16 protein-coding genes and 2 tRNA genes are annotated in these 22,677 nt (G+C 67.9%); 6 read left to right on the top strand and 12 right to left on the bottom strand.

Annotation, left to right across the window (positions count from 1 at the left end):
- Positions 1-115: 115 nt before the first annotated feature.
- Positions 116-1,048 (top strand): L-lactate dehydrogenase, encoded by a 933-nt coding sequence (locus A6W98_RS16235; RefSeq protein ID WP_042463250.1) that lies wholly within the window; start codon positions 116-118, stop codon positions 1,046-1,048.
- Positions 1,049-1,054: 6 nt separating this feature from the next.
- Here A6W98_RS16235 and murD read toward each other — a convergent pair whose 3' ends face one another.
- The 11 genes from murD to A6W98_RS16290 all read right to left on the bottom strand — a co-directional run bounded on the left by murD (position 1,055) and on the right by A6W98_RS16290 (position 15,607).
- Positions 1,055-2,458: a UDP-N-acetylmuramoyl-L-alanine--D-glutamate ligase gene (gene murD / locus A6W98_RS16240; protein ID WP_042463252.1), complete on the bottom strand. Its 1,404-nt coding sequence runs from the start codon at positions 2,456-2,458 to the stop codon at positions 1,055-1,057.
- A 170-nt stretch (positions 2,459-2,628) separates the two neighbouring features.
- Complete coding sequence (locus tag A6W98_RS16245; RefSeq protein ID WP_042463254.1) at positions 2,629-3,030, bottom strand: hypothetical protein; 402 nt, start codon at positions 3,028-3,030, stop codon at positions 2,629-2,631.
- 33 nt (positions 3,031-3,063) lie between these two features.
- A complete protein-coding gene (gene mraY / locus A6W98_RS16250) occupies positions 3,064-4,149 on the bottom strand; it encodes a phospho-N-acetylmuramoyl-pentapeptide-transferase (RefSeq protein WP_042463257.1) in 1,086 nt (361 codons plus the stop codon).
- Positions 4,149-5,597 (bottom strand): UDP-N-acetylmuramoyl-tripeptide--D-alanyl-D-alanine ligase, encoded by a 1,449-nt coding sequence (locus A6W98_RS16255; protein WP_042463259.1) that lies wholly within the window; start codon positions 5,595-5,597, stop codon positions 4,149-4,151. Before A6W98_RS16255 ends, mraY begins: the two co-directional genes overlap by 1 nt.
- A complete protein-coding gene (locus tag A6W98_RS16260) occupies positions 5,594-7,081 on the bottom strand; it encodes a UDP-N-acetylmuramoyl-L-alanyl-D-glutamate--2,6-diaminopimelate ligase (RefSeq protein WP_042463262.1) in 1,488 nt (495 codons plus the stop codon). Before A6W98_RS16260 ends, A6W98_RS16255 begins: the two co-directional genes overlap by 4 nt.
- 14 nt (positions 7,082-7,095) lie before the next feature.
- Complete coding sequence (locus A6W98_RS16265; RefSeq protein WP_042463265.1) at positions 7,096-8,874, bottom strand: peptidoglycan D,D-transpeptidase FtsI family protein; 1,779 nt, start codon at positions 8,872-8,874, stop codon at positions 7,096-7,098.
- Entirely contained in the window at positions 8,871-9,332 is a 462-nt protein-coding gene (gene ftsL, locus A6W98_RS22395) for a cell division protein FtsL (RefSeq protein WP_063490941.1), read from the bottom strand. The genes A6W98_RS16265 and ftsL overlap by 4 nt, the downstream gene beginning before the upstream one ends.
- Positions 9,332-10,327 (bottom strand): 16S rRNA (cytosine(1402)-N(4))-methyltransferase RsmH, encoded by a 996-nt coding sequence (gene rsmH, locus A6W98_RS16275; RefSeq protein WP_042463267.1) that lies wholly within the window; start codon positions 10,325-10,327, stop codon positions 9,332-9,334. Before rsmH ends, ftsL begins: the two co-directional genes overlap by 1 nt.
- Before the next feature lie 3 nt (positions 10,328-10,330).
- The gene (gene mraZ, locus A6W98_RS16280; protein ID WP_042463269.1) at positions 10,331-10,849 is read right to left on the bottom strand and encodes a division/cell wall cluster transcriptional repressor MraZ; all 519 of its coding nucleotides are present in this window, start codon (positions 10,847-10,849) and stop codon (positions 10,331-10,333) included.
- Positions 10,850-11,495: 646 nt separating this feature from the next.
- Positions 11,496-12,566 (bottom strand): Mrp/NBP35 family ATP-binding protein, encoded by a 1,071-nt coding sequence (locus A6W98_RS16285; protein WP_042463272.1) that lies wholly within the window; start codon positions 12,564-12,566, stop codon positions 11,496-11,498.
- A 578-nt stretch (positions 12,567-13,144) separates the two neighbouring features.
- Positions 13,145-15,607: an ATP-dependent helicase gene (locus A6W98_RS16290; protein ID WP_042463274.1), complete on the bottom strand. Its 2,463-nt coding sequence runs from the start codon at positions 15,605-15,607 to the stop codon at positions 13,145-13,147.
- 139 nt (positions 15,608-15,746) lie between these two features.
- Between A6W98_RS16290 and A6W98_RS16295 the strand changes: the two genes are divergently transcribed.
- The 5 genes from A6W98_RS16295 to A6W98_RS16315 all read left to right on the top strand — a co-directional run bounded on the left by A6W98_RS16295 (position 15,747) and on the right by A6W98_RS16315 (position 21,398).
- Positions 15,747-16,073: a hypothetical protein gene (locus tag A6W98_RS16295; protein WP_042463276.1), complete on the top strand. Its 327-nt coding sequence runs from the start codon at positions 15,747-15,749 to the stop codon at positions 16,071-16,073.
- A 500-nt stretch (positions 16,074-16,573) separates the two neighbouring features.
- Positions 16,574-20,017, top strand: a complete 3,444-nt coding sequence (locus A6W98_RS16300; RefSeq protein WP_042463279.1) for a pyruvate carboxylase — start codon at positions 16,574-16,576, stop codon at positions 20,015-20,017.
- On the top strand, positions 20,014-20,898 hold the full coding sequence (locus A6W98_RS16305; protein WP_042463281.1) for a glycosyltransferase family 25 protein: 885 nt from the start codon (positions 20,014-20,016) through the stop codon (positions 20,896-20,898). Before A6W98_RS16300 ends, A6W98_RS16305 begins: the two co-directional genes overlap by 4 nt.
- A 193-nt stretch (positions 20,899-21,091) precedes the next feature.
- Positions 21,092-21,166 (top strand) — tRNA-Gly (locus A6W98_RS16310).
- Positions 21,167-21,323: 157 nt separating this feature from the next.
- Positions 21,324-21,398 (top strand) — tRNA-Gly (locus tag A6W98_RS16315).
- Between the two features lie 489 nt (positions 21,399-21,887).
- Here the strand turns inward: A6W98_RS16315 and A6W98_RS16320 are convergent.
- Complete coding sequence (locus A6W98_RS16320; RefSeq protein WP_319801164.1) at positions 21,888-22,580, bottom strand: NnrU family protein; 693 nt, start codon at positions 22,578-22,580, stop codon at positions 21,888-21,890.
- Between the last annotated feature and the right edge of the window lie 97 nt (positions 22,581-22,677).

The raw sequence follows: 22,677 nt of genomic DNA on the forward strand, positions 1-22,677 counted from the left end.
GGGGAATCGGGTATTTTTATCACGAAGAACAAAGGGTTGTTAAGGAAGCGTTGTGCACGGCGACGCGGCCGTCCAGAACCGCCAGGGTTGTATCTCTGTCAGACAGGAGCGACGGATGAAGGTTGGAATCGTGGGTGCGGGCATGGTGGGCTCGGCAGCGGGCTATGCGCTGGCCCTGACCGGGGCTGCCAGCCGGATCGTGCTGGTCGACCGCAGCGAGGCGCTGGCGCTTGCCCAGGCCCAGGACATCGCCCATGCGGCGCCCTTCACCGCGGCGGTGACGGTCGAGGCGGGCGGCTACGAGGCGCTTGCGGGGGCCGATGTCGTGATCCTGGCGGCAGGCGTCGGGCAGAAGCCCGGCGAAAGCCGGCTCGCGCTGCTCGAACGCAATGCGGCAGTCTTCGAGGATGTGATCAGGGCGGTGCTGCGCGCGGCCCCCGACCCGATCCTGCTGGTCGCGACCAATCCGGTCGACGTGATGACCCATGTGACGGCCAAGATCGCGGGGCTGGCCCCGGGGCGGGTCTTCGGCTCGGGCACGATCCTCGACACCGCCCGGTTCCGCAGCCTCGTGGCGCATCACCTCGGGCTCGCGCCGCAATCGATCCACGGCTATGTGCTGGGCGAACATGGCGACAGCGAGGTACTGGGCTGGTCGGGCGCGCGGGTCGGGTCGGAACCCCTGACCTCGGTCGCGGCCCAGCTCGGCTCGGCCATCACCGCCGATGTCCGCGCCCGGATCGATGACGGGGTGCGGCGCGCGGCCTACCGGATCATCGAGGGCAAGGGCGCCACCAATTACGGCATCGGCGCGGGGCTGGCCCGGATCGTGCAGGCCATCGGCCGCGACGAGGGCGCGGTGATGTCGCTGTCGCTGGTCACCCCCGAGGTTACGGGAGTGCATAACGTGGCGCTGTCGCTGCCGCGCGTAGTGGGGGCAAGCGGGCTTCGTTCGACGCTGATGCCGACCCTCGACGCCCAGGAGATCGCGGCGCTGACGGCAAGTGCGCGGATGCTGCGCGAGACCTCGGACGCGCTGGGGCTGTAAGAGGCCTCAGCCGCCGAGCCGCGCCCGGACCCGGGCGATGAAATCCTCGCCGCGGCGCTCGAAGCTGTCATACTGATCGAAGCTCGCCGCGGCGGGGGCCAGAAGGACCACCTCGCCCGGCAGGGCCTCGTCGGCAGCGCGGGCGACCGCGGCCTCCATCGTGGTGCAGACCTCATGCGGGGCATCCTTGAGGTGCAGCGCGAAGGCCGCCGCCTCGCGGCCGATCACATAGGCCTTCGCGACATGGCCGAGATGGGGCAGAAGCGGCCCCAGACCGCCCTCCTTCTCGAGCCCGCCGCAGATCCAGCGGATCTTCGGAAAGGCCGCCAGCGCCATCGCCGCACTGGCCGCATTGGTGGCCTTGCTGTCATTGACGAAACGCACCCCGTCCGCCTCGGCCACCAGTTGGCTGCGATGGGGCAGCCCGGCGAAGGACTCCAGCGCCTCTTCGATCTGCTTCGGTCCGATCCCGAGGCAGCGCGCCGCGGCATAGGCGGCACAGGCGTTCTGGTGATTATGCGCCCCCGGCAGACCGGCAATGGCGCGCAGATCGATGCTGGCCACCTGCCGCCCCTTGCGCCATTCGCTCAGGAAGCCCTTGCGGGCGAAGACCAGCCAGCCCGGCCCGGCCAGCTTCTGCCCCGAGGAGATCCGGATCACCCGGTCATCGGCCGCGCCCTCGGCCAGCTGGTTGGCGAGGAACATGCCTTCATCCTCGTCGACGCCGATGATGGCGCGGTCCGGCCCGCCCTCGGCGAACAACCTGCGCTTGGCCGCGAAATAGCCGCCGCGGCCGCCATGCCGGTCGAGATGGTCGGGCGAGAGATTGGTGAAGACCGCGATATCGGGGGTCAGCGCCCGCGCCAGATCGGTCTGGTAGGAGGACAGCTCCAGCACCACCGCCCCGCCCTCGCCCGGCGGGTCGATATCCAGCACGCCACGGCCGATATTGCCTGCAAGCTGGCTGGGGCGGCCGCAATGTTCCAGAACGTGATGGATCAGCGCCGAGGTCGTCGACTTGCCGTTCGAGCCGGTCACCGCGATCACCTTGGGGGCGACATCGAAACTGTCCCAGTCCGGGGTCGCGAGCGAGCGGAAGAACAGCCCGATATCGTTGTCGACCGGCACGCCCGCGGCCCAGGCGGCCACAATCGCGCGGTTCGGACTGGGGTAAAGATGCGGGATGCCGGGGCTGACGATCAGCGACGCCACGCCGTCGAGCGCGCCTGCGCGGGTCGGATCGACGGGAACGAAGCCCTCGGCCTCGGCCGCGGCGCGCGCGGCCTCGTTATCGTCCCAGGGCAGGACCTCGGCCCCGCCCGCGCGAAGCGCCCGCGCCGCCGAGAGGCCCGAGCGGCCCAGCCCCAGCACGGCCAGCTTCTGGCCCTCTACACCTCGCACCGGAATCATGCCCTGTCCTTTCGCTGTCAGCGGCGCGACGATGCCCCCCGCCCGGGCCGGGTGCAAGACAGGGCAGACGGTCCGGATCGGCTACGGAAAGGACGGGCGACCAGCCCGAGGGCCCCGGTCGCCGGGCGCGCGCCCCTGTCAGGGCGACGCGGGTCGCGGGGGCTGCGGGCTCAGCCCAGCAGGTAGGACCAGCCCAGCATCACCGGCGGCACCACCGCCACGGCGAAGGAAAAGGCCAGACCGGTGGCCTTGTTGCCGCCCATCCGCTGCACCGCACCGGCAAGCGCCGGAGCCAGGATGATGCCCGCCACGAAGATCGGGATGATCTTGCCGAAGATCGGCGCGCAGTTCTGCGGCTGGGCGAAATTCGCCTCGCAATAGGGCACGATCTGATCCGAGAAGATCACCGCCAGAACCAGCAGGTAGCCAAGGCCCGCCCAGACCGCATAGGGCGGGACGCCGTTCCAGGACTTGAGCTTCACGTCGGGCGTGACCGCGTGCAGGGACGGACTGCCGAGCCGGGCGGCCGGCGAAAGATAGTTGTAGGTGTCTTCGACCGGGTTCATCTGCATCTCTCTTCTCCTCGGCCACCCCGGCCCGACCACTCAGCGGACCTTGAGGGTAGCCAGACCGATCAGCGCAAGGATCAGGCTGATGATCCAGAATCGTATCACGATCTGGGGCTCGGCCCAGCCCTTCTTCTCGAAGTGGTGGTGGATGGGGGCCATCAGGAACACACGTTTTCCGGTCGCCTTGAAATAGCCGACCTGGATGATCACCGACAGCGCCTCGACCACGAAAAGCCCGCCTACTATGGCCAAAACGATCTCGTGCTTGGTGGCGACGGCGATCGCGCCCAGCGCGCCGCCCAGCGCCAGGGAACCGGTATCGCCCATGAAGACGGCGGCGGGTGGGGCGTTATACCACAGGAACCCGAGCCCCGCGCCGATCAACCCTGCGGAGAAAATCAGGATCTCGGCGGTTCCGGGAACGTAATGCACCTCGAGATAGTCGGTGAAGTCGACTCGGCCGACCGCATAGGCGATGACGCCCAGCGCCCCGGCCGCGATCATCACCGGCATGATCGCCAGTCCGTCGAGCCCGTCGGTCAGGTTGACCGCATTGGCAGAGCCCACGATCACGATCATCGCGAAGGGGACGAATAACACCCCCATATGGATCAGCGTGTCCTTGAAGACCGGCAGCGCCAGATTGTAGCTCAGATCCGCCGGATGCGCCCAGGCCGCCCAATATCCGGCAATGGCCGCGATCAGCAGGCCCAGCCCGAAGCGGATCTTTCCGGGAACCCCCTTGGTGTTGTTCTTCGAGACCTTGGCATAGTCGTCGGCAAAGCCGATGGCGCCGAAGGAAAGGGTCACGAACAGCAGCATCCAGATATAGGGATTGTCGAGCCTGCCCCAGAGCAGGGTCGAGACGATCAGCCCGCCCAGGATCAGCACGCCGCCCATGGTGGGGGTGCCCGCCTTCGAGACGATATGGCCTTCGGGACCGTCCGTCCGGATCGGCTGGCCGTTCCTCTGCCGTTTGCGCAAGAGGTTGATCAGCGGTCGCCCGAACAGGAAGCCGAAGAGCAGCGCCGTGAAGAACGCGCCGCCCGCCCGGAAGGTGATGTAGCGGAACAGGTTGAAGACGCCACCGCCATCGGACAGGTCGGCAAGCCAGTAAAGCATTACGAAAGTTCCTCGTCGCTGCCGGGGCCGCCTTGCCCCAGCCTTTTCAGCGCGTCGACCACGACCGACACGCGGCTGCCTTTCGACCCCTTGACCAGCACCACGTCGCCGGCATCGACCAGCGAATGGACCTTGGCGGCCAGGAGATCGGCTTCGTCGAACCACTGCCCGCGCCGGGACAGGGGCAGCGCGAAATAGAGCGCGCGCATCCGCGGCCCGACACAGTGAACCAGATCGACGCGCGCCATCGCGTCCAGATCGGCCAGCCCCGCATGCATTGCCTGCTCGTCGGGGCCAAGTTCCAGCATGTCGCCCAGAATGGCGATCCGCCGCCCGCGCGCCACCCGGCCGAGCCCGTCGGTGGGCCGGGCCGCCGCCAGCACCTCCAGCGCGGCCGCCAGCGAGGCCGGGTTGGCGTTGAATGCGTCGTCGATCACCTCGACCGAAAGGCTTTCCTCGACCGGGTCGAGCGCGATCCTCAGCCGCGCGCCGCGCCCGCCGGGCGGTCTCCACTGGCCAAGATCGCAGGCCGCGACCACAAGATCGACGCCCAGCGCCTCGGCCACCGCCAGCACGCCCAGCGCATTACTGGCGAAATGGCGCCCCGGGGCATGGATGTTGAACAGCAGATCGCGGCCCCGGGCCTCGGCCCGCACGACCGTCGAATCGGCATGAAGATCGGCCCGAACCATCCTGAAATCGCAGCCGTCTTCCGCGCCGAAGCTGATGTCGGCCGAGGCCCGTCCGGCCGCGCCCGCGGCCAGCACCGGGGTGGTTTCCAGATCGCCCGGATAGACCGCGATGCCGCCCGGCTCCAGCCCCTCGAAGATCATGGCCTTCTCGGCGGCGATGCCCGCGAGCCCGTCGAAGGCCTCCAGATGCGCTGGCGCGATGGTGGTGATCAGCGCCACATGCGGCCGCGCCAGCCGCGCCAGCGGCGCGATCTCGCCGGGATGGTTCATGCCGATCTCGAGTACCGCGAAATCGGCCTCGCGCGGCAGCCGTGCCAGCGTCAGCGGCACGCCCCAATGGTTGTTGAAACTCGCCTCGGCGGCATGGACCCGCCCCTGCCCGGCCAGCACCGCGCGCAGCATCTCCTTGGTCGAGGTCTTGCCGACCGAGCCGGTGACCGCGACGACCCGGGCGCTGCTGCGGGCGCGCCCGGCCCGGCCGAGCGCCTCGAGCGCTGCCAGCACATCGGGCACGATCAGCAGCGGTGCGCTCTCGTCCACACCCTCGGGCAGGCGCGAGACCAGCGCGGCGGCCGCGCCGCGCGCCAGCGCCTCGGCGACGAAATCATGGCCGTCGCGCTGGTCCTTCAGCGCCACGAACAGATCGCCGGGTTTCAGGCTGCGGGTATCGATACTGACGCCGCTGACGGACCAGTCCCGGGTGACGCGCCCGCCGGTCGCCCCGAACGCCTCGGCCGCGGTCCAGAGCGCGCTCATGCCAGCCGCCCGTCAAGCGCCGCGACCGCGACGCTGGCCTGTTCGGCATCGTCGAAGGGATAGACCGCGTCACCGACGATCTGGCCGGTCTCATGCCCCTTGCCCGCGATCAGGAGCGCATCGCCCTTCTCCAGCGCATCGACCCCGCGTAGGATCGCCTCGGCACGGTCGCCGACCTCGATCGCCTCGGCGCAGCCCTGCAGTATTTCCGCACGGATTGCCGCTGGGTCCTCGGATCTGGGGTTGTCATCCGTCACGATCACGACATCGGCATGCTCGCTGGCCACCTGCCCCATCAGCGGCCGCTTGCCCCGGTCGCGGTCGCCGCCCGCCCCGAAGACGACCACGATCCGGCCCATCACATGGGGCCTCAGCGAAGCGATGGCCGCCGCCAGCGCGCCCGGCTTGTGCGAATAGTCGACGAAGACCGTGGCGCCATTGGCCCGGGTCGCGGCCAACTCCATCCGGCCGCGCACGGTGGCAAGCTCTGGCAGGGCCGCGAAGACCTGCCCGGGCGCCTCGCCCGCGGCGATGACCAGCCCGGCGGCCGCCAGCACGTTCTCGGCCTGGAAACCGCCGATCAGGTCGAGCCGGATCTGCTGCGACCGGCCCTCCCAGGCAAAGCGCAGATCCTGGCCGGTGGCGTCGTAGCGCTGCGCCAGGATGCGCAGATCCGCCTCTTCGGAGCGGCCGACGGTCAGGATGGTCTGTCCGCGCGCACGGGCATGTCCCAGCATCTGCGCGCCGCGCGCATCGTCGATATTGATCACCGCGGTGCCGTCCTCGGGCAGCACCCGGTCGAAGAGCCCGGCCTTGGCCGCGAAATAGTCCTCGAACCCGGCATGGTAATCGAGATGGTCCTGGCTGAAATTGGTGAAGGCGGCAGCCTTCAGCGCCACCCCGTCCAGCCGCCGCTGGTCGAGCCCGTGGCTCGAGGCCTCCATCGCCGCATGGGTCACGCCCGCCTGCGCCATCTCGGCCAGCAGCCGGTGCAGCGTAAGCGGTTCGGGCGTGGTATGCGCCAGCGGCGCCTCATAGGCGCCCTGCACACCCATCGTGCCGAGATTGCAGGCCGCATGTCCCAGCCCGGCCCAGATCTGCCGGGTGAAATTTGCGACCGAGGTCTTGCCCGCGGTGCCGGTGACCGCGACCATGGTTGCGGGCTGGGCCCCGTAAAACAGCGCCGCCGCCCCCGCCAGCGCCTGACGCGGATCCTCGGCCACCACCAGCGCGGCTTCGCTGCCGGCCAGCGCCTCGGCGGCGATCCGCGCGCCCGCGCGGTCGGTCAGAACCGCCGCCGCCCCCATCCGCAGCGCGAAGAGCACGAATTCGGCGCCATGCGCCCGCGTCCCCGGCATCGCCGCGAAGAGATGGCCCGGTTTCGTCTGGCGGCTGTCGACCGACAGCCCGGTGATATGCGTGTTGCGCCCGCCCTGGGCGGTGAGCCCAAGATCTCCGAGCGTCGTTTCGGTCCGGATTGTCATGATCTCCGCGCCCCTCAGTTCGCGGTCAGTGTTACCCCGAAGCCCGGCGCCTGTTCAATCTCCGGCCGGAGCCCCAGAAGCGGCGCGGCGCGCCGGATGATTTCGGCGGCGACCGGCACCGCGGTCCAGCCCGCGGTGCGGCGCGGTTTGGGACCGGTGGTGTCCTGGGGCTCGTCGAGGGTGACGATCAGCACATATTGCGGCGCCTCGGCCGGGAACATGCTGGCAAAGGTCGCGATCACCTTCTTGTCGTAATAGCCGCCGGTGGGCTTCGGCTTGTCGGCGGTGCCGGTCTTGCCGCCCACCCGATAGCCCGGCACCTCGCCGAAGGAGGCGGTGCCATGCACCACCACCTCGCGCAGCATCTTGCGGATCTGGCGCGAGGTTTCCTCGGAAATCACCCGCTCGCCCAGCCTGCCGCCGCCCGCCCGCAGCGTCGGACGCACCAGACGACCGCCATTGGCGATGGTGGAATAGGCCGCGGCCAGGTTCAGCGGGCTGGTGGACACCCCGTGGCCATAGGAAATCGTCATCGTCGACAGCTCGCTCCAGTTCGCGGGCAGCAGCGGCTTGGCCCCGGCCGCCTCGACCAGCTCCACCGGCGACGGGTCCAAAAGCCCGAGGCGGCTGAGGAAAGCCCGCTGACGCTCTCCGCCGATCCGCTGGGCGATCCGGGCGGTGCCGATATTCGAGCTTTTCACCAGCACCGTCGTCACCGACAGGCTCGAGCCGTAATTGTGGAAATCATGGATCCGGAACCGGCCCCAGACCAGCGGTCCCTTGGTGTCGATCATGGTATTCGGGGTGACGATGCCCTCTTCAAGCGCCTGCGACAGGGTCAGGGTCTTGAAGGTCGAGCCGAGCTCGTAGACCCCCTGCACCGCACGGTTGAACAGCGGGCTGTCGGACGGGTCGCCCTTGACCAGCTGGCGCGGACGCTCGTTCGGGTCGAAATCGGGCAGCGAGACCATCGACAGGATCTCGCCGCTATGCACATCCATCAGGATTGCGGCCGCGCCCTTGGCGTTCATCAGCTTCATGCCGCCGGCCAGAACCCGCTCGACCGCGGCCTGCACCGTCAGATCCAGCGACAGCCGGAGCGGCTGGCCGCCATTGGCCGGATCGCGCAGATAATCGTCGAAATACCTTTCGACCCCCGCCACGCCGATCACCTCGGCCGACTGCACGCCCTCGCGGCCGAACCCGGCCCCCCCGAGAATATGCGCGGCCAGCGCCCCGTTGGGATAGAGCCGCATCTCGCGCGGGCCGAAGCTGAGGCCCGGATCGCCGATATCATGCACCAGCTGCATCTGCTCGGGGCTGATCTTCTTCTTGATCCAGACGAATTTGCGGCTGCCGGTGAAATCCTTCACCATCCGCGCCTCGTCGAGATCGGGGAAGATCCGGGCCAGTTCGCGCGCCACCGCCTTCGGGTCGATCATCAGCGGCGGCTGGGCATAAAGCGAATGGGTGGCGAGATTGGTCGCGAGGATATTGCCGTTCCGGTCGACGATATCGGCCCGCTGCGCCACGATCGAGGCGCCCGGGGCGGTCGCGCGCGGCTCGGAGGGGACCGATCCCGCCAGCAGCCCCATCCGCACGCCGACCACCGCGAAGGCCGCGCAGAACACCACGCCCAGCACCAGCAGCCGCCCCTCGGCCCGGACCCGGGCCTGATCGCGCATCTTCTCGTGGCGCAGGCGCTTGTTCTCGCGCTCGATGGCATCGGGATTCTCGCCCTTGGCGCGGGCCTCGAGAATGCGGGCCAGCGGGCGCAACGGCGTCCGGATCATTGCCCGGCCTCCGCATCCTGCGCGCCCTGCGCGTCAAGCGCCTCGGGCACGGCCGGGGCCGCGGCGGCATCCTCGACGGGCAAGGTCGGCGCGGCGGTCTGGGCCGGGCGGTCGGCTTCGGCCATGATCTCCTGGAAAAGCTCGTCGGGCAGCACGATGTCTGGCAGCACCATCTCGGGATAGGAGACCTGATCGATCTGGCCGAACTGTTCGGGCGCGAGCGGACCGAGCCCGAGCCGGTCGTAATTCAGCGCAGCCAGCTCGCGCAGCCGTTCGGGACGGTTCAGATAGGCCCATTCGGCATTCTGCATGGCCAGTTGCTCGCGCAGCGACCCGATCGCGCGGTTCAGACGCTGGACATTGTCGAGCGCCGCCTGGGTCCGGTAATTCTCGCGATAGGCCCAGAAGGCCAGCGCCATCACCGCCATCGCCGTCAGGACATAGACGAGGCTGCGCATCAATCCTCCATGATCTTCGGCAGCCCCAGACGGGCGCGGTCCACGGGTCCGGCGGGCTCGCCGGTGCGGATCGCGACCCTCAGCTTGGCCGAGCGCGCGCGCGGGTTCGCCTCGAGCTCGACCGGGTCGGGCGCCACGGCGCGCCGGGTGACAAGCTCGAAACGGGCCGGATCGGGCCGGGCTTCGGGCGCATAGCGACTGCCGCCCGCGGCCTGTCCGGACCGGACCTGCAGGTACCGCTTGACGATCCGGTCTTCAAGGGAATGGAAGGTGACGACGGCCAGCTTTCCGCCGGGTTTCAGCGCCCGCTCGGCGGCTTCCAGCCCACGGACCAGCTCGCCCAGCTCGTCATTGACCGCGATCCGGATCGCCTGAAAGCTGCGGGTCGCGGGATGGGTCTGTCCCGGACGGTGCGGCGGCAGGCAGCGCGCCACCACCTCGGCCAGCTGCGCCGTGGTCACGATGGGCGCGATCGCACGTGCCTTGACGATGGCCCGCGCGATCCGGCGCGAGGCGCGTTCCTCGCCGTAATGAAACAGGATGTCGGCCAGGGCCGTGTCGGAGGCGGAGGCAACCAGATCGGCGGCCGAGGGCCCCTCGGCGCCCATCCGCATGTCGAGCGGGCCGTCCTTGGCAAAGGAGAACCCGCGCTCGGCCTGGTCGAGCTGCATCGAGGACACGCCAAGATCCAGCACCACCCCGTCGAGCGGGGCCTCGGCATGGCGGTCGAGCTCGGAGAAGACGCCCTCGACAAGCTGCAGCCGGTCGCCCCAGCCCGCGGACCAGGAGGCGGCCAGATCGGCGACGCTGGGGTCGCGATCGACCCCGATCACCCGGTCGGCCCCGGCCTCCAGCAGCCCGCGGCTGTAGCCGCCCGCGCCGAAGGTGCCGTCAAGCCAGAGCCCCGAGACCGGCGCCACCGCCTCGAGCAGGGGGCGCAGCAGGACCGGGATATGCGGCGGCTCGGCGGGGGCGGAATTGTCCGCGGCAGTCATGGCCTAGCCGTCCCTGGCGGGTTCGGCGACGGCACCGTCGAGGAAGCTCAGCGGATCGACATCGTCGGGCAGTTCGTCGAGCCAGGCCTCGGTCTTGGCCAGTTCCTCGGTCTCGTAGGTTTCCGGCTTCCAGATCTGGAAGGTATCGCCCGAGGCGATGAAGAAGGCCTCGCCCTCGAGCCCGATCTTGTCGCGCAGTTTCTGCGGCAGGGTCAGCCGGCCGTCATTGTCGACCTCGGTCGGATGCGACTGGCCGTGGAACATCCGTTCCAGCATCCGCCGCTGCATCGAGCCGCGCGGCAGCGCCGCGATCTTCTCGTCGACCTCGTCGATGGCCTCGATGGTATAGCATTCCAGATATTTGCGGCGATGGTCGCCATAGACGATCACCAGCTGCGGGCGGAGCCCCTCGGTCCAGTCCGGATCGCAAGCTTCGAGCACACGGCGGAACAGGGCCGGGATCGAGACCCTGCCCTTGGCATCCACCTTGTGCTGGCTTTCGCCTCTGAACCTGCGCGCCACCTGCCCGACGCTCCTTTACCCTCACCGCCTGCGACAATGACCGATCTCGCGGCCGCTCCGACGAAAACGGCGGACTGAGCTGCTGCCACTGCCCAATCCGCCGCCCTCGTCCCGTTCCGGGTTGCCCGGCTGCGCGCACCACCTGGGGGATGTCTGCTCGCTCGCGCGCCGGATCTTTTATGGAGGCAGTGGCGGGTGCCTGTATGAAACCGTTTCTTGGTCTTTCGGGGTCTCTTCGTGCGCCCCTTGATCCGTTCGACCGCCATCGCCTTCTGGAACTCTTATGGCATGGGAATTCATGGAGATCAACTGAATTTGGCGGGAATGTGTTGAAGAAAGCACGCCCCCAAGGCAGAAACACGCCCAGAAATTGGCACCGAGTCCGGCCTGCATATACCTCAAATTGAGCCTTCGGCCGCAACGACTCCCACATATCGTAGTTAACAACCCCAACGCAGCCTATGCGTGTCCCCAAGAAAAAAATCACGAATAGCGTGTGGGGACCATAGAGGCGTGAGCGGATGCCCTCCCCCTGAAACCGACAAAAATGGCTCCGAATCAAGGATCCGGAGCCATATAACCAAAGAAGACCATGAATTCCCGTGAGCGCGGCGGCAGGACCATCCCTGCCCACCTCATGCGCGGTTCAGGCCATGCCGCCGCCGATCAGCCGACCGGCGATCTGGGCATAGGCCTCGGCCATCGCCCCCTCGCCCAGCGCCACCGGACGCCCGGCATCGCCCGCCTCCCGCACCTCGAGCGCCAGCGGCAGCGCGCCGAGGAAGGGCACACCCAGCTTCCGCGCCTCGGCCTCGACCCCACCATGACCGAAGATATGCGCTTCATGCCCGCAATTCGGACAGATATAGGTGGACATGTTCTCGATCAGCCCCAGCACCGGGGCCTGCAGCTTCGCGAACATGTCGAGCGCCTTGCGCGCATCCAGCAGCGCTACGTCCTGCGGCGTCGAGACCACGAGGGCACCGGTCAGCTGCGTCCGCTGGCACAGCGTCAGCTGGATGTCGCCCGTGCCCGGCGGCAGATCGACCACCAGCACATCGAGCCGCCCCCAATTGACCTGGCCCAACAATTGCTGAAGCGCGCCCATCAGCATCGGGCCGCGCCAGACCACCGCCTCGTCCTCCTTCAGCAACAGGCCGATCGACATCATCGCCACGCCATGCACCGAGACCGGCTCGATGATCTTGCCGTCGGGCGAGGCCGGGCGGCGGGTCGCGCCCATCATCCGCGGCAGCGACGGACCGTAGATATCGGCATCGAGCAGCCCGACCCGGCGCCCCTGACGCGCCAGCGCCACTGCCAGGTTGCTGGCCACCGTCGACTTGCCGACGCCGCCCTTGCCCGAGGCCACCGCCAGGATGCGGTCGACGCCCGAAGGATTGCGCGGACCATCGTCGGGGGTGGGGTGGCGACCGATCCGGGGCCCGGGCTGCGGCGCCGCAGCCGCCCCGCCATGCGCGGTCAGCACGACCGACGCCTGCGCCACGCCCGGAACGGCCTCGACCGCGGCCTGGGCGGCCGCCCGCACCGGCTCCATCGCCCGGGCGGCCTCGGCCGTCTCGGCCTCGATCACGAAACGAACCGTTTCGCCGTCGACGGACAGCGCGCGGACCAGATCGCGCGAGACCAGATCGCCGCCGCCCGGCACCGCGATTCGGGACAGTTCGGCTAAAATCACATCATTGGAAAGAGGCATCAGAGACTCCGTTTCACGCGAGACCTGCCCTCTTACTTGGCCGGATCCCCCGAAAGGGCAAGAGTCGTTTCCACCCTGCCCGTTCCTGCGCCATTCCGGCAGAACCCGCCCAAAACTATGTCAGAATGACTTATGCAGTTTCCGCATGGCAGCAATTCGACCGCAAGCCATTGTGCAACTGCAGCAAAGGCGTATTTATAGGACCAACGGCGCGGGCGGGACGCACCGGCATCGACCGACGTCCCACCGCCCAGAGAAAGGAAACCCCTCCTCCTCCCTGGGTTTCCTCATCTCGCGGCGGCACCTACCTCCTCCCAGGTGCCGCCGCATTTTTCATACGGGACCTCGGTCCCACCGGAATACGGCAGTCTGTCTCCTCCTCCCTGACACTGCCGTTGTGCAGAACGGCGGCGCCCTCTCCTCCCTGGCGTCGCCGTTTCTCTTTTCCGGGGGAGCCCAGCAGACAGATCCGCCCACAGGTACCGATCAGGCCCCGGCCCAAGCCCTTCGCAGCCGCATGCCGCAACGGCCCCGGCCAAGCGGCGGCGCACAGACATCGAATCGCCTGCCGTCAGTTTCTAGAAGGGAACGTCGTCTGCACTGGCGGCCGCCACCACGAACCGGGCCACGACCTTCTTCGCCCCGGCCTTGTCGAAGGCGATGTCGAGCTTGTCGCCCTCGATACCGGTCACCGTGCCATAGCCGAATTTCTGGTGGAACACCCGCGCGCCAAGCTCGAAGACCGGCACCGCCTCGGCATCGATCACGACACCGCCGCCGCGCGCGCCGCGCGAAGGGGCGGCGGGCGCCCGTCCGGCATTGCGGCTCTGCAGCCGCTGCCAGCCCGGCGAATTGTAGACATCGGCGCGCGAGGCCCGTGCCTCGATGCCCGAGACCGCCGCCTGAGGCGCGGCCGCGCCATAGCCGCCACCGTAAAGCCCGGGCGGCGTCAGCACGTCGACATGGGAAGGCGGCAGCTCGTCGATGAAGCGCGAGGGCAGTTGCGACTGCCATTTCCCGTAGACCCGGCGATTGGCGGCGAAGGACACGGTGCAAAGCTCTTCGGCCCGGGTCAGCCCGACATAGGCCAGCCGCCGCTCCTCCTCGAGCCCCTTCAGTCCGGTCTCGTCCATCGCCCGCTGGCTGGGGAACAGCCCGTCCTCCCAGCCCGGCAGGAACACCACCGGAAATTCCAGCCCCTTGGCGGCATGCAGCGTCATCACCGAGATCTTGGCCCCGGACGCCTCGCTTTCATTATCCATGATCAGCGCGACATGTTCGAGAAAGCCCTGCAGGTTGTCGAATTCCTCCAGCGCCTTGACCAGTTCCTTGAGGTTTTCCAGCCGGCCCGGCGCCTCGGGCGTCTTGTCGGCCTGCCACATCGCCGTGTAACCCGAGTCGTCGAGAATGCGCTCGGCCAGCTCGACATGGGTCGGAGCCCCCCGCCCGGTCTCCAGCGGCACAGCCTCGTCATCGATCAGCGCGGCCTCGTCCGGCACGACCGAGGGGGCCGCGGCCCGCACATCGTCATGCCAGCGCCAGATCGCCTCGATCAGCTTGCGCAGCTCGGTCGCGCCCTTGCCACCCAGCCCGCCCGCTTCCAGCAGCAGCCGCGCGCCCTCGACCAAGGGCACGCCCTCGGCCCGCGCCGTGGCCTGGATCTTCTGCTGCGCCTTGTCGCCAAGCCCCCGCTTGGGGGTGTTCACGATCCGCTCGAAGGCCAGATCGTCGGCGGGGCTGACGGCGAGGCGGAAATAGGCCATCGCATCGCGGACCTCCATCCGCTCGTAGAAGCGCGGCCCGCCGATCACCCGATAGGGCAGACCGATGGTCAGGAAGCGGTCCTCGAAGGCGCGCATCTGGTGGCTGGCCCGCACGAGAATCGCCATGTCGTCCAGCGAGAAGGGCCGCATCCCGCGGCTGCCGCCCTGCAACGCCTCGGCCTCCTCGCCGATCCAGCGGGCCTCTTCCTCGCCATCCCAATGGCCGATCAGGCGGACCTGCTCGCCGCCCTCGGCCTCGGTCCAGAGCGTCTTGCCAAGCCGCCCCTTGTTGGCCGCGATCAGATGGGAGGCCGCGGCGAGGATATGCGGGGTCGAGCGGTAATTCTGTTCCAGCCGGATCACCGCGGCGCCGGGAAAATCCTTTTCAAAGCGCAGGATGTTGCCGACCTCGGCACCGCGCCAGCCATAGATCGACTGATCGTCGTCACCGACGCAGCAGATGTTCTTGTGCCCGCCCGCCAGAAGCCGCAGCCACAGATACTGGGCGACATTGGTGTCCTGATATTCGTCGACAAGGATATAGCGGAACCAGCGCCGGTACTGCTCGAGCAGATCGGGATGGGCCTGGAAGATCGTCACCACATGCAGCAACAGATCGCCGAAATCGGCCGCGTTCAGGGTCTTCAGCCGTTCCTGATAGGCGGCGTAAAGCTTCACGCCCCGGCCATCGAAACCCGAAGCCTCCGAGGCCGGCACGGCCTCGGGCGTCCAGGCGCGGTTCTTCCAGTGGTCGATCAATCCGGCCAGCTGGCGCGCGGGCCAGCGCTTCTCGTCGATATTCGCGCTCGCGATCAGCTGCTTCAGCAGCCGGATCTGGTCATCGGTATCGAGGATGGTGAAATTCGACTTGAGCCCGACCAGCTCGGCATGGCGGCGCAACAGCCTGACGCAGATCGCATGGAAGGTGCCGAGCCAGGGCATGCCCTCGACGGTCTCGCCCATGATCCGGCCGACCCGCTCCTTCATCTCGCGCGCGGCCTTGTTGGTGAAGGTCACCGCCAGGATCTCGTTCGGCCGGGCCGCGCCGGTGAACAGCAGATGCGCGATCCGCGCCGTCAGCGCCCGGGTCTTGCCGGTGCCCGCCCCCGCCAGCATCAGGACCGGGCCGTCCAGCGTCTCGACCGCCTGGCGCTGCGACGGGTTCAGCCCGTCGAGATAGGGCGCCGACCGCGCCGCCATGGCACCAACGGAGGCGCGAACGGAAAGAGGCGCCTCTGCGGCGGTTTCGAAAGCATCGGAGTCGTCGATCGGGCACATGGCGACCAATCTAGCGCGCTCCGGCGGTGAGTTAAAGAAGTGTTCCCATTCCGTTCCTGTTTTCGGGCATTTTTTGCCGTCGCGATTGCAAATTCGCCTATAAGGCGAATAGTCGGAACAAACAGGGGCGAAAAAGAGAATGAGTCGATATCGCATCATTCTGTCGGGTCTGGCACTGGCCGCTCTGGCCGCCTGCGGCACGCCGGAACGGCCGGAAACCGGCGTTCCGAAACTCATCACCCCCGAAATGCTGCCGCAGGCGCCCGAGGCCTCGGCCCCCGCCTGCAGCGCCGAGATGGCCGCGCGCTTCCACCAGCCCGAAGCGGGCATCTTCCAGGTCGGCACCGGCCCCACCGCCGCGGGGGTCTGGATCGACATGAAGATGGCCGGGCGCGACGGCACCTGGCGCTGTCAGACCACCCGCGACGGCCGCGTCGTCACCGTCACCCCGATCCCATCGACCTGACCGGACCTGGCCGCGCCTGCCCGAACGGCCAGGACATCGGCATCGACTGTCAGGTCACTGCCCCCCGCCGCCCATACGCATATGGAACTCGGCCGGTTCCTTGCGGCCATTGATGTCGATCCTCCTTGCCGGCCGGGTGCACCGCGACCAGCGCCCGAGGCAGCGAGTCGCGGGACGACCGGCGGGCATCGAACCCGGGCTCGACCACATCGGGCGGCGCCTCGCAATCGAGACGGATATGTCGCACCTCGCCCGGCACCACAGGACCGCGCCGCATCCCGGTCCCGCGCCCCGGGAACGAGGCCACAAAGGGCCGCGGAAAGCGCGACTTTGCCGGGCATGCGAGACCGCCCGCGCGCCCGCTTCCGGGGTCGGACGACACGTCCCATCATGGCCCGAAGGCCCGTTCACCCTTGCTTCGCCGCAGCGCAGCTTTATACCGACAGAAATCAGCCGCGATCCGATATCGCGGTCCGGAACGACCCCAGGGAGGCCCCAACTTGACCGAATTCACCAAGGTTCTCGTCGCCAACCGAGGCGAGATCGCCATTCGCGTGATGCGCGCCGCAAACGAGCTGGGCAAGCGCACCGTCGCGGTCTACGCCGAGGAAGACAAGCTGGGGCTGCACCGGTTCAAGGCCGACGAGGCCTACAAGATCGGCGAGGGGCTGGGGCCGGTCCAGGCCTATCTCTCGATCGAGGAAATCATCCGCGTCGCCAAGATGTCCGGCGCCGATGCGATCCATCCGGGCTACGGGCTGCTGTCGGAAAACCCCGCCTTCGTCGAGGCCTGCGCCGCCGAGGGCATCGCCTTCATCGGTCCGAAGGCCGAGACCATGCGCGCGCTCGGCGACAAGGCCAGCGCCCGCAAGGTCGCGATCAAGGCCGGCGTGCCGGTCATTCCCGCGACCGAGGTGCTGGGCGATGACATGGACGCCATCGCCAAGGAGGCCGAGGACATCGGCTATCCGCTGATGCTCAAGGCCTCCTGGGGCGGCGGCGGGCGCGGCATGCGGCCGATCCACGGCCCCGAGGAGCTGGCCGAGAAGGTCCGCGAGGGCCGGCGCGAGGCCGAGGCCGCCTTCGGCAATGGCGAGGGCTATCTGGAAAAGATGATCACCCGCGCGCGCCATGTCGAGGTGCAGATCCTCGGCGACAAGCACGGCACGATCTACCATCTGTGGGAGCGCGACTGCTCGGTCCAGCGCCGCAACCAGAAGGTCGTCGAGCGCGCCCCCGCCCCCTACCTGTCGCCCGCCCAGCGCGAGACATTGTGCAATCTCGGCAAGAAGATCGCCGAGGCGGTGAATTACGAATGCGCCGGCACCGTCGAGTTCCTGATGGACATGGAGACGGGCAATTTCTACTTCATCGAGGTCAATCCGCGCGTCCAGGTCGAGCATACCGTCACCGAAGAGGTGACCGGCATCGACATCGTCCGCGCCCAGATCCTGATCGCCGAGGGCAAGAGCCTGGTCGAGGCGACCGGCGTGGCCAGCCAGTATGACGTAGATCTGAGCGGCCATGCGCTGCAATGCCGGATCACGACCGAGGACCCGCTGAACAACTTCATCCCCGATTACGGCCGCATCACCGCCTATCGCGGCGCGACCGGCATGGGCATCCGGCTGGATGGCGGCACCGCCTATTCCGGCGCGGTCATCACCCGCTATTACGATTCGCTGCTGGAGAAGGTCACCGCCTGGGCTCCGACCCCCGAGGCCGCCATCGCCCGGATGGACCGGGCGCTGCGCGAATTCCGGATCCGGGGCGTCTCGACCAATATCGCCTTCGTCGAGAACCTGCTGAAGCACCCGACCTTCCTGAACAACGAATACTCGACCCGCTTCATCGACGAGACGCCCGAGCTGTTCAGCTTCGAGAAACGGCGCGACCGGGCGACCCGCATCCTGACCTATATCGCCGACATCACCGTCAACGGGCATCCCGAGACGACCGGCCGGGCCAAGCCCCCGGCCGAGGCGCGCGACCCGCGGCCGCCGCTCGCCCGGCACGAAACCTATGCCCCCGGGACGCGCCAGATCCTGGAACAGTCCGGCCCCGAGGGACTGGCCGAGTGGATGGCCGCGCAGAAGCAGCTTCTGATCACCGACACCACGATGCGCGACGGGCACCAGTCGCTGCTGGCGACCCGGATGCGCTCGATCGACATGATCCGCGTGGCGCCCGCCTATGCCCATAACCTGCCGCAGCTTTTCAGCGTCGAATGCTGGGGCGGCGCGACCTTCGACGTGGCCTATCGCTTCCTGCAGGAATGCCCCTGGCAGCGGCTGCGCGACCTGCGCGCAGCAATGCCGAACGTGATGACGCAGATGCTGCTGAGGGGCGCCAACGGTGTCGGCTACACCATCTATCCCGACAATGTGGTGCAGGGCTTCGTGAAGCAGGCCGCCGAGACCGGGGTCGATGTCTTCCGTGTCTTCGACAGCCTGAACTGGGTCGAGAACATGCGCGTCGCGATGGATGCGGTGCTCGAGACCGGCAAGGTCTGCGAGGGCACGATCTGCTACACCGGCGACATCCTCGACCCGGCGCGGGCCAAGTACGACCTGAGCTATTACGTCGCGATGGGCAGGGACCTGAAGGCCGCGGGCGCGCATGTCCTGGGGCTCAAGGACATGGCCGGGCTCCTGAAGCCCGCCTCGGCCACGGTACTGATCAAGGCGCTGAAGGACGAGGTCGGGCTGCCGATCCATTTCCACACCCATGACACCTCGGGCATTGCCGCGGCCACGATCCTTGCCGCGGCCGAGGCGGGCGTCGATGCGGTCGACGCTGCCATGGACGGCTTTTCGGGCGGCACCTCGCAGCCCTGCCTGGGCTCGATCGTCGAGGCGCTGCGCAACACGCCCCGCGAGACCGGTATCGACATGGGCGCGGTGCGCGAGATCTCGGCCTACTGGGAGGCCGTGCGCCAGCAATATGCGGCCTTCGAATCCGGTCTGATGGCGCCGGCCTCCGAGGTCTATCTGCACGAGATGCCCGGCGGTCAGTTCACAAATCTCAAGGCCCAGGCCCGCAGTCTGGGGCTCGAGGAGCGCTGGCACGAGGTCGCCGAGACCTATGCCGAGGTGAACCAGATGTTCGGCGATATCGTGAAGGTGACGCCCTCCTCCAAGGTGGTGGGCGACATGGCGCTGATGATGGTCAGCCAGGGCCTGACCCGTGCCGAGGTCGAGGACCCGTCGAAGGATGTGGCCTTCCCCGATTCCGTGATCGACATGATGCGCGGCAATCTTGGCCAGCCCCCGGGCGGGTTCCCCGAGGCGATCCGGAACAAGATCCTGAAAGGCGAAAAGCCCTTCCTCGACCGGCCCGGCAAGCATGTGCCCGCGGCCGATATCGACAGGATCCGCGGCGAGCTCGAGGCCCAGTTCGAGGACCTGACCTTCGATAACGAGGACCTGAACGGATATCTCATGTATCCCAAGGTCTTCACCGATTATGCCACGCGGCACCTGCAATACGGGCCGGTGCGCACCCTGCCCACCCGCACCTTCTTCTACGGGATGGAGCCCGGCGAGGAGATCGAGGCCGAGATCGATCCCGGCAAGACGCTCGAGATCCGGCTGCAGGCGGTGGGCGAGACCGCCGAGGATGGCGAGGCGCGGGTCTTCTTCGAGCTGAACGGCCAGCCCCGGGTGATCCGGGTGCCGAACCGCAAGGCCAAGGCCAGCGTCGCCCGCCGCCCGAAGGTCGAGCTTGGCAACCCGGCCCATGTCGGCGCGCCGATGCCGGGGGCTGTGGCCACCGTCGCCGTGGCGGCCGGTCAGGAGGTCAAGGAGGGCGATCTGCTGCTGACCATCGAGGCAATGAAGATGGAAACCGGCCTTCACGCCGAACGCGACGGCATGATCAAGGCCGTCCATGTCGCCCCGGGCCAACAGATCGATGCCAAGGATTTGCTGATCGAATTCGAATGACAAAGACGAAGAACCAGCCGCGTCTCGCAAGCTGGCGGGACGCGGAAACCGACAGCGACAAGACCGATATCATCCCCGTCGCGCTGATCTCGCTCGACGACGCGACCGAGCGCCGCGCCAATCTCAGGCAGGCGGGTTTTCCCGCAGACTGGGTCGAGGGCTGCTGGCCCGCATCGGATCTGCGCAATGCCGATGAGGCGCGCCTGGCTGAAATCGCGGATATGGAGCACTTTGTTCGGTCCATCGGGCGCAGGCCCCTTCCCGGCGAAGTCGGATGCGCGCTGTCCCACAGGCGCGTCATGGAATGGCTCGCCAACTCAGACCATCCCCTCGTCCTGATCTTCGAGGATGACGCCCGCCCCGCCGACCCGCGGGCATTTGACGTGCTCCCGGAGATCCTCATGCCCGTTTTCGAACAGGGCCGACAGGGCGCCTCCTTCATCCTGCATCTCGGCGTCAAGCGGCGGCAACGCCCCAAGACCGTCAACCGCGTTCTGGCCGGATGCGGCGTGGGCTTCTGGCACCGCTGGATCGTGCGCGACGCCGGGAAAGATCACAATATATGGCGCGCCCATGCCTATGTGATCTCGCGGGAAGCCGCGCGGCGCACTGTTGCGGCCGAGACCCCGATCCGGACTGTCGCCGACGAGTTCGCCCGGCGCGGACAAGAAGGCCTGCATGACCACTTCCTGTATTCGGAGCCCGGTCTTTTCCTGCCGGCCCCAGAGGCAGGAAGCATGATCAACCCCAACGGAGAAGTCCGGAGGACGAACCGCAAGAAACGCAAGTCTTGGAAGAAGCCGGAGAAGCCGAACGCCATGGGCAAGCTCAAGATCATGGACCGCCTCCGGCGCCTCTCTTCGAAGACCTTCCACCTCTAGCCCGAACGCGTGGGTCCCGAACGCATGGCCAGAACAGAGCGGCCCTTTCGGGGCGCGAACGGCCCCGCTATCGGCCTGCCCCTCCCGCGCCTCTGCGGCCTGGCACCCCTTCAGGGCGATTTTTCCGCCCCGGGCCGCTTTTTCCACTTGCAGCCCCCGGCCGGAATTTATACATCCCGCCTACCCAATGGATGCGGGCGTAGCTCAGGGGTAGAGCATTACCTTGCCAAGGTAAGGGTCGTGAGTTCGAATCTCATCGCCCGCTCCAGTTTCTCTCGAAAATCTCGATGACCGGAACCGACCGCAAGGTCGGATGCGGGCTTTGGGCGGCGATCCGTCCCGTCGACAGCCTCGCCGCAGGCAGCACGCAATTTTCCTCTTGCAGCCCCCCGCCGGAATTTATACACCCCGCCTACCCAATGGATGCGGGCGTAGCTCAGGGGTAGAGCATTACCTTGCCAAGGTAAGGGTCGTGAGTTCGAATCTCATCGCCCGCTCCAGGGTCTCCTTCTCAGAATAGCGATAAGGCTGCCGGTTTCCGGCGCGGTTCCGTAACGGGCGCGGCCTGTCACGTCCCGCATCTCTGGCGGCAGGCGCCAAGGCGTCTGTACGCAGATACAGACCTTCGCCCGACCGGAGGCAACGGCAACCGGCTTGGCTCGACACGAAGTGCGACACCCCACGCCTGTGCCCGGACGGAATAGTCCTTCATCCGGGACCAGACGCATGGAAGCTGTCGGCCGCCGCCGGATTTGAAGCGACCGCCCCGACCATGGAGAACCTCCGGGACGGGCTCACGGCGTCTGTGCAGGCAGCCCTCTCCAGATGCGGTCAGCGCCTGCGCAGGCCTCCACGAGACCATAGGCGTCGCCATCAGCACCCCTGCCCTATTCGCAACGGCGATCCGGAAGGCGCCGAAGCGTGAGTGCCTCTCGAGGCTTCCCGGGCCGGGCACCAGCCTAAGCCCAGCGCGACGCGCGCTGAGCGGACTAGAACGGCAGCGGCGAGACCCCGATCACCGGGCGGTGGACGGCGAGAAGCCCCGCCCAGAGCGCAAGGCCCAGCAAGAGCCGCCAGAGAGGCGGCGGCCCCGAGGGGCGCCAGCGCCGGGTCGCGAGTGCCGCGAAAGGCAGGGTCGCGGTGCGGGCGGCAAGCCGGTCCCACTCTGCCCCCATCAGACGGCGGTTCCGCCGGTCGATGGCCCGGCTGCCCGCCATCGCGAAAACCGCGAAACCGCCGAACATCATGAGATGCGCCAGATCGGGATTGGCCGCGGCATGGGCCAACGCCCAGAGCGTCAGCGCAACCGGCAATGGATGCCGCGTCAGCCCGACGATGCCCGGCCGCTCCGGGTCGAAGCGCGCATTCCCCGCGCCGCCGAAGCTCAGCGGATTGGGGGCGCCAAGCGTCGCCGCGATCAACAGGCAGACGAAGGGCATGACCAGAACGGGTAGCCAGAGCTGCCAGGGCAGAGGCGCCCAGAGCGGAATAAAGGGCGCCCGGCCCGCCGCCACGATCAGCCAGCCCAGAGCCGCCAGCGACACCGCGACATAGGCCGCAAGATAGCCCCTCCGACCGAACCAGCGCCGCAGCCCGGCCTGCACCCCGGGCCGGACCGGCAGCGCATGCGACAGCAGGAACAGCGCATAGGCGGCCGCGAATTCGCCCCAGCCGCCCATCATCGCGCCCCGCCCCTTTCCGCACCGACGGGATTTTTCGCATCGACGCGGGAACTTGCAGCCATGCCCGGAGTTTTTCCAACGATGACTGTCTGGCGGC

Origin of the sequence: Rhodovulum sulfidophilum DSM 1374, from assembly GCF_001633165.1 — a bacterium.
GTDB classification, from domain to species: domain Bacteria; phylum Pseudomonadota; class Alphaproteobacteria; order Rhodobacterales; family Rhodobacteraceae; genus Rhodovulum; species Rhodovulum sulfidophilum.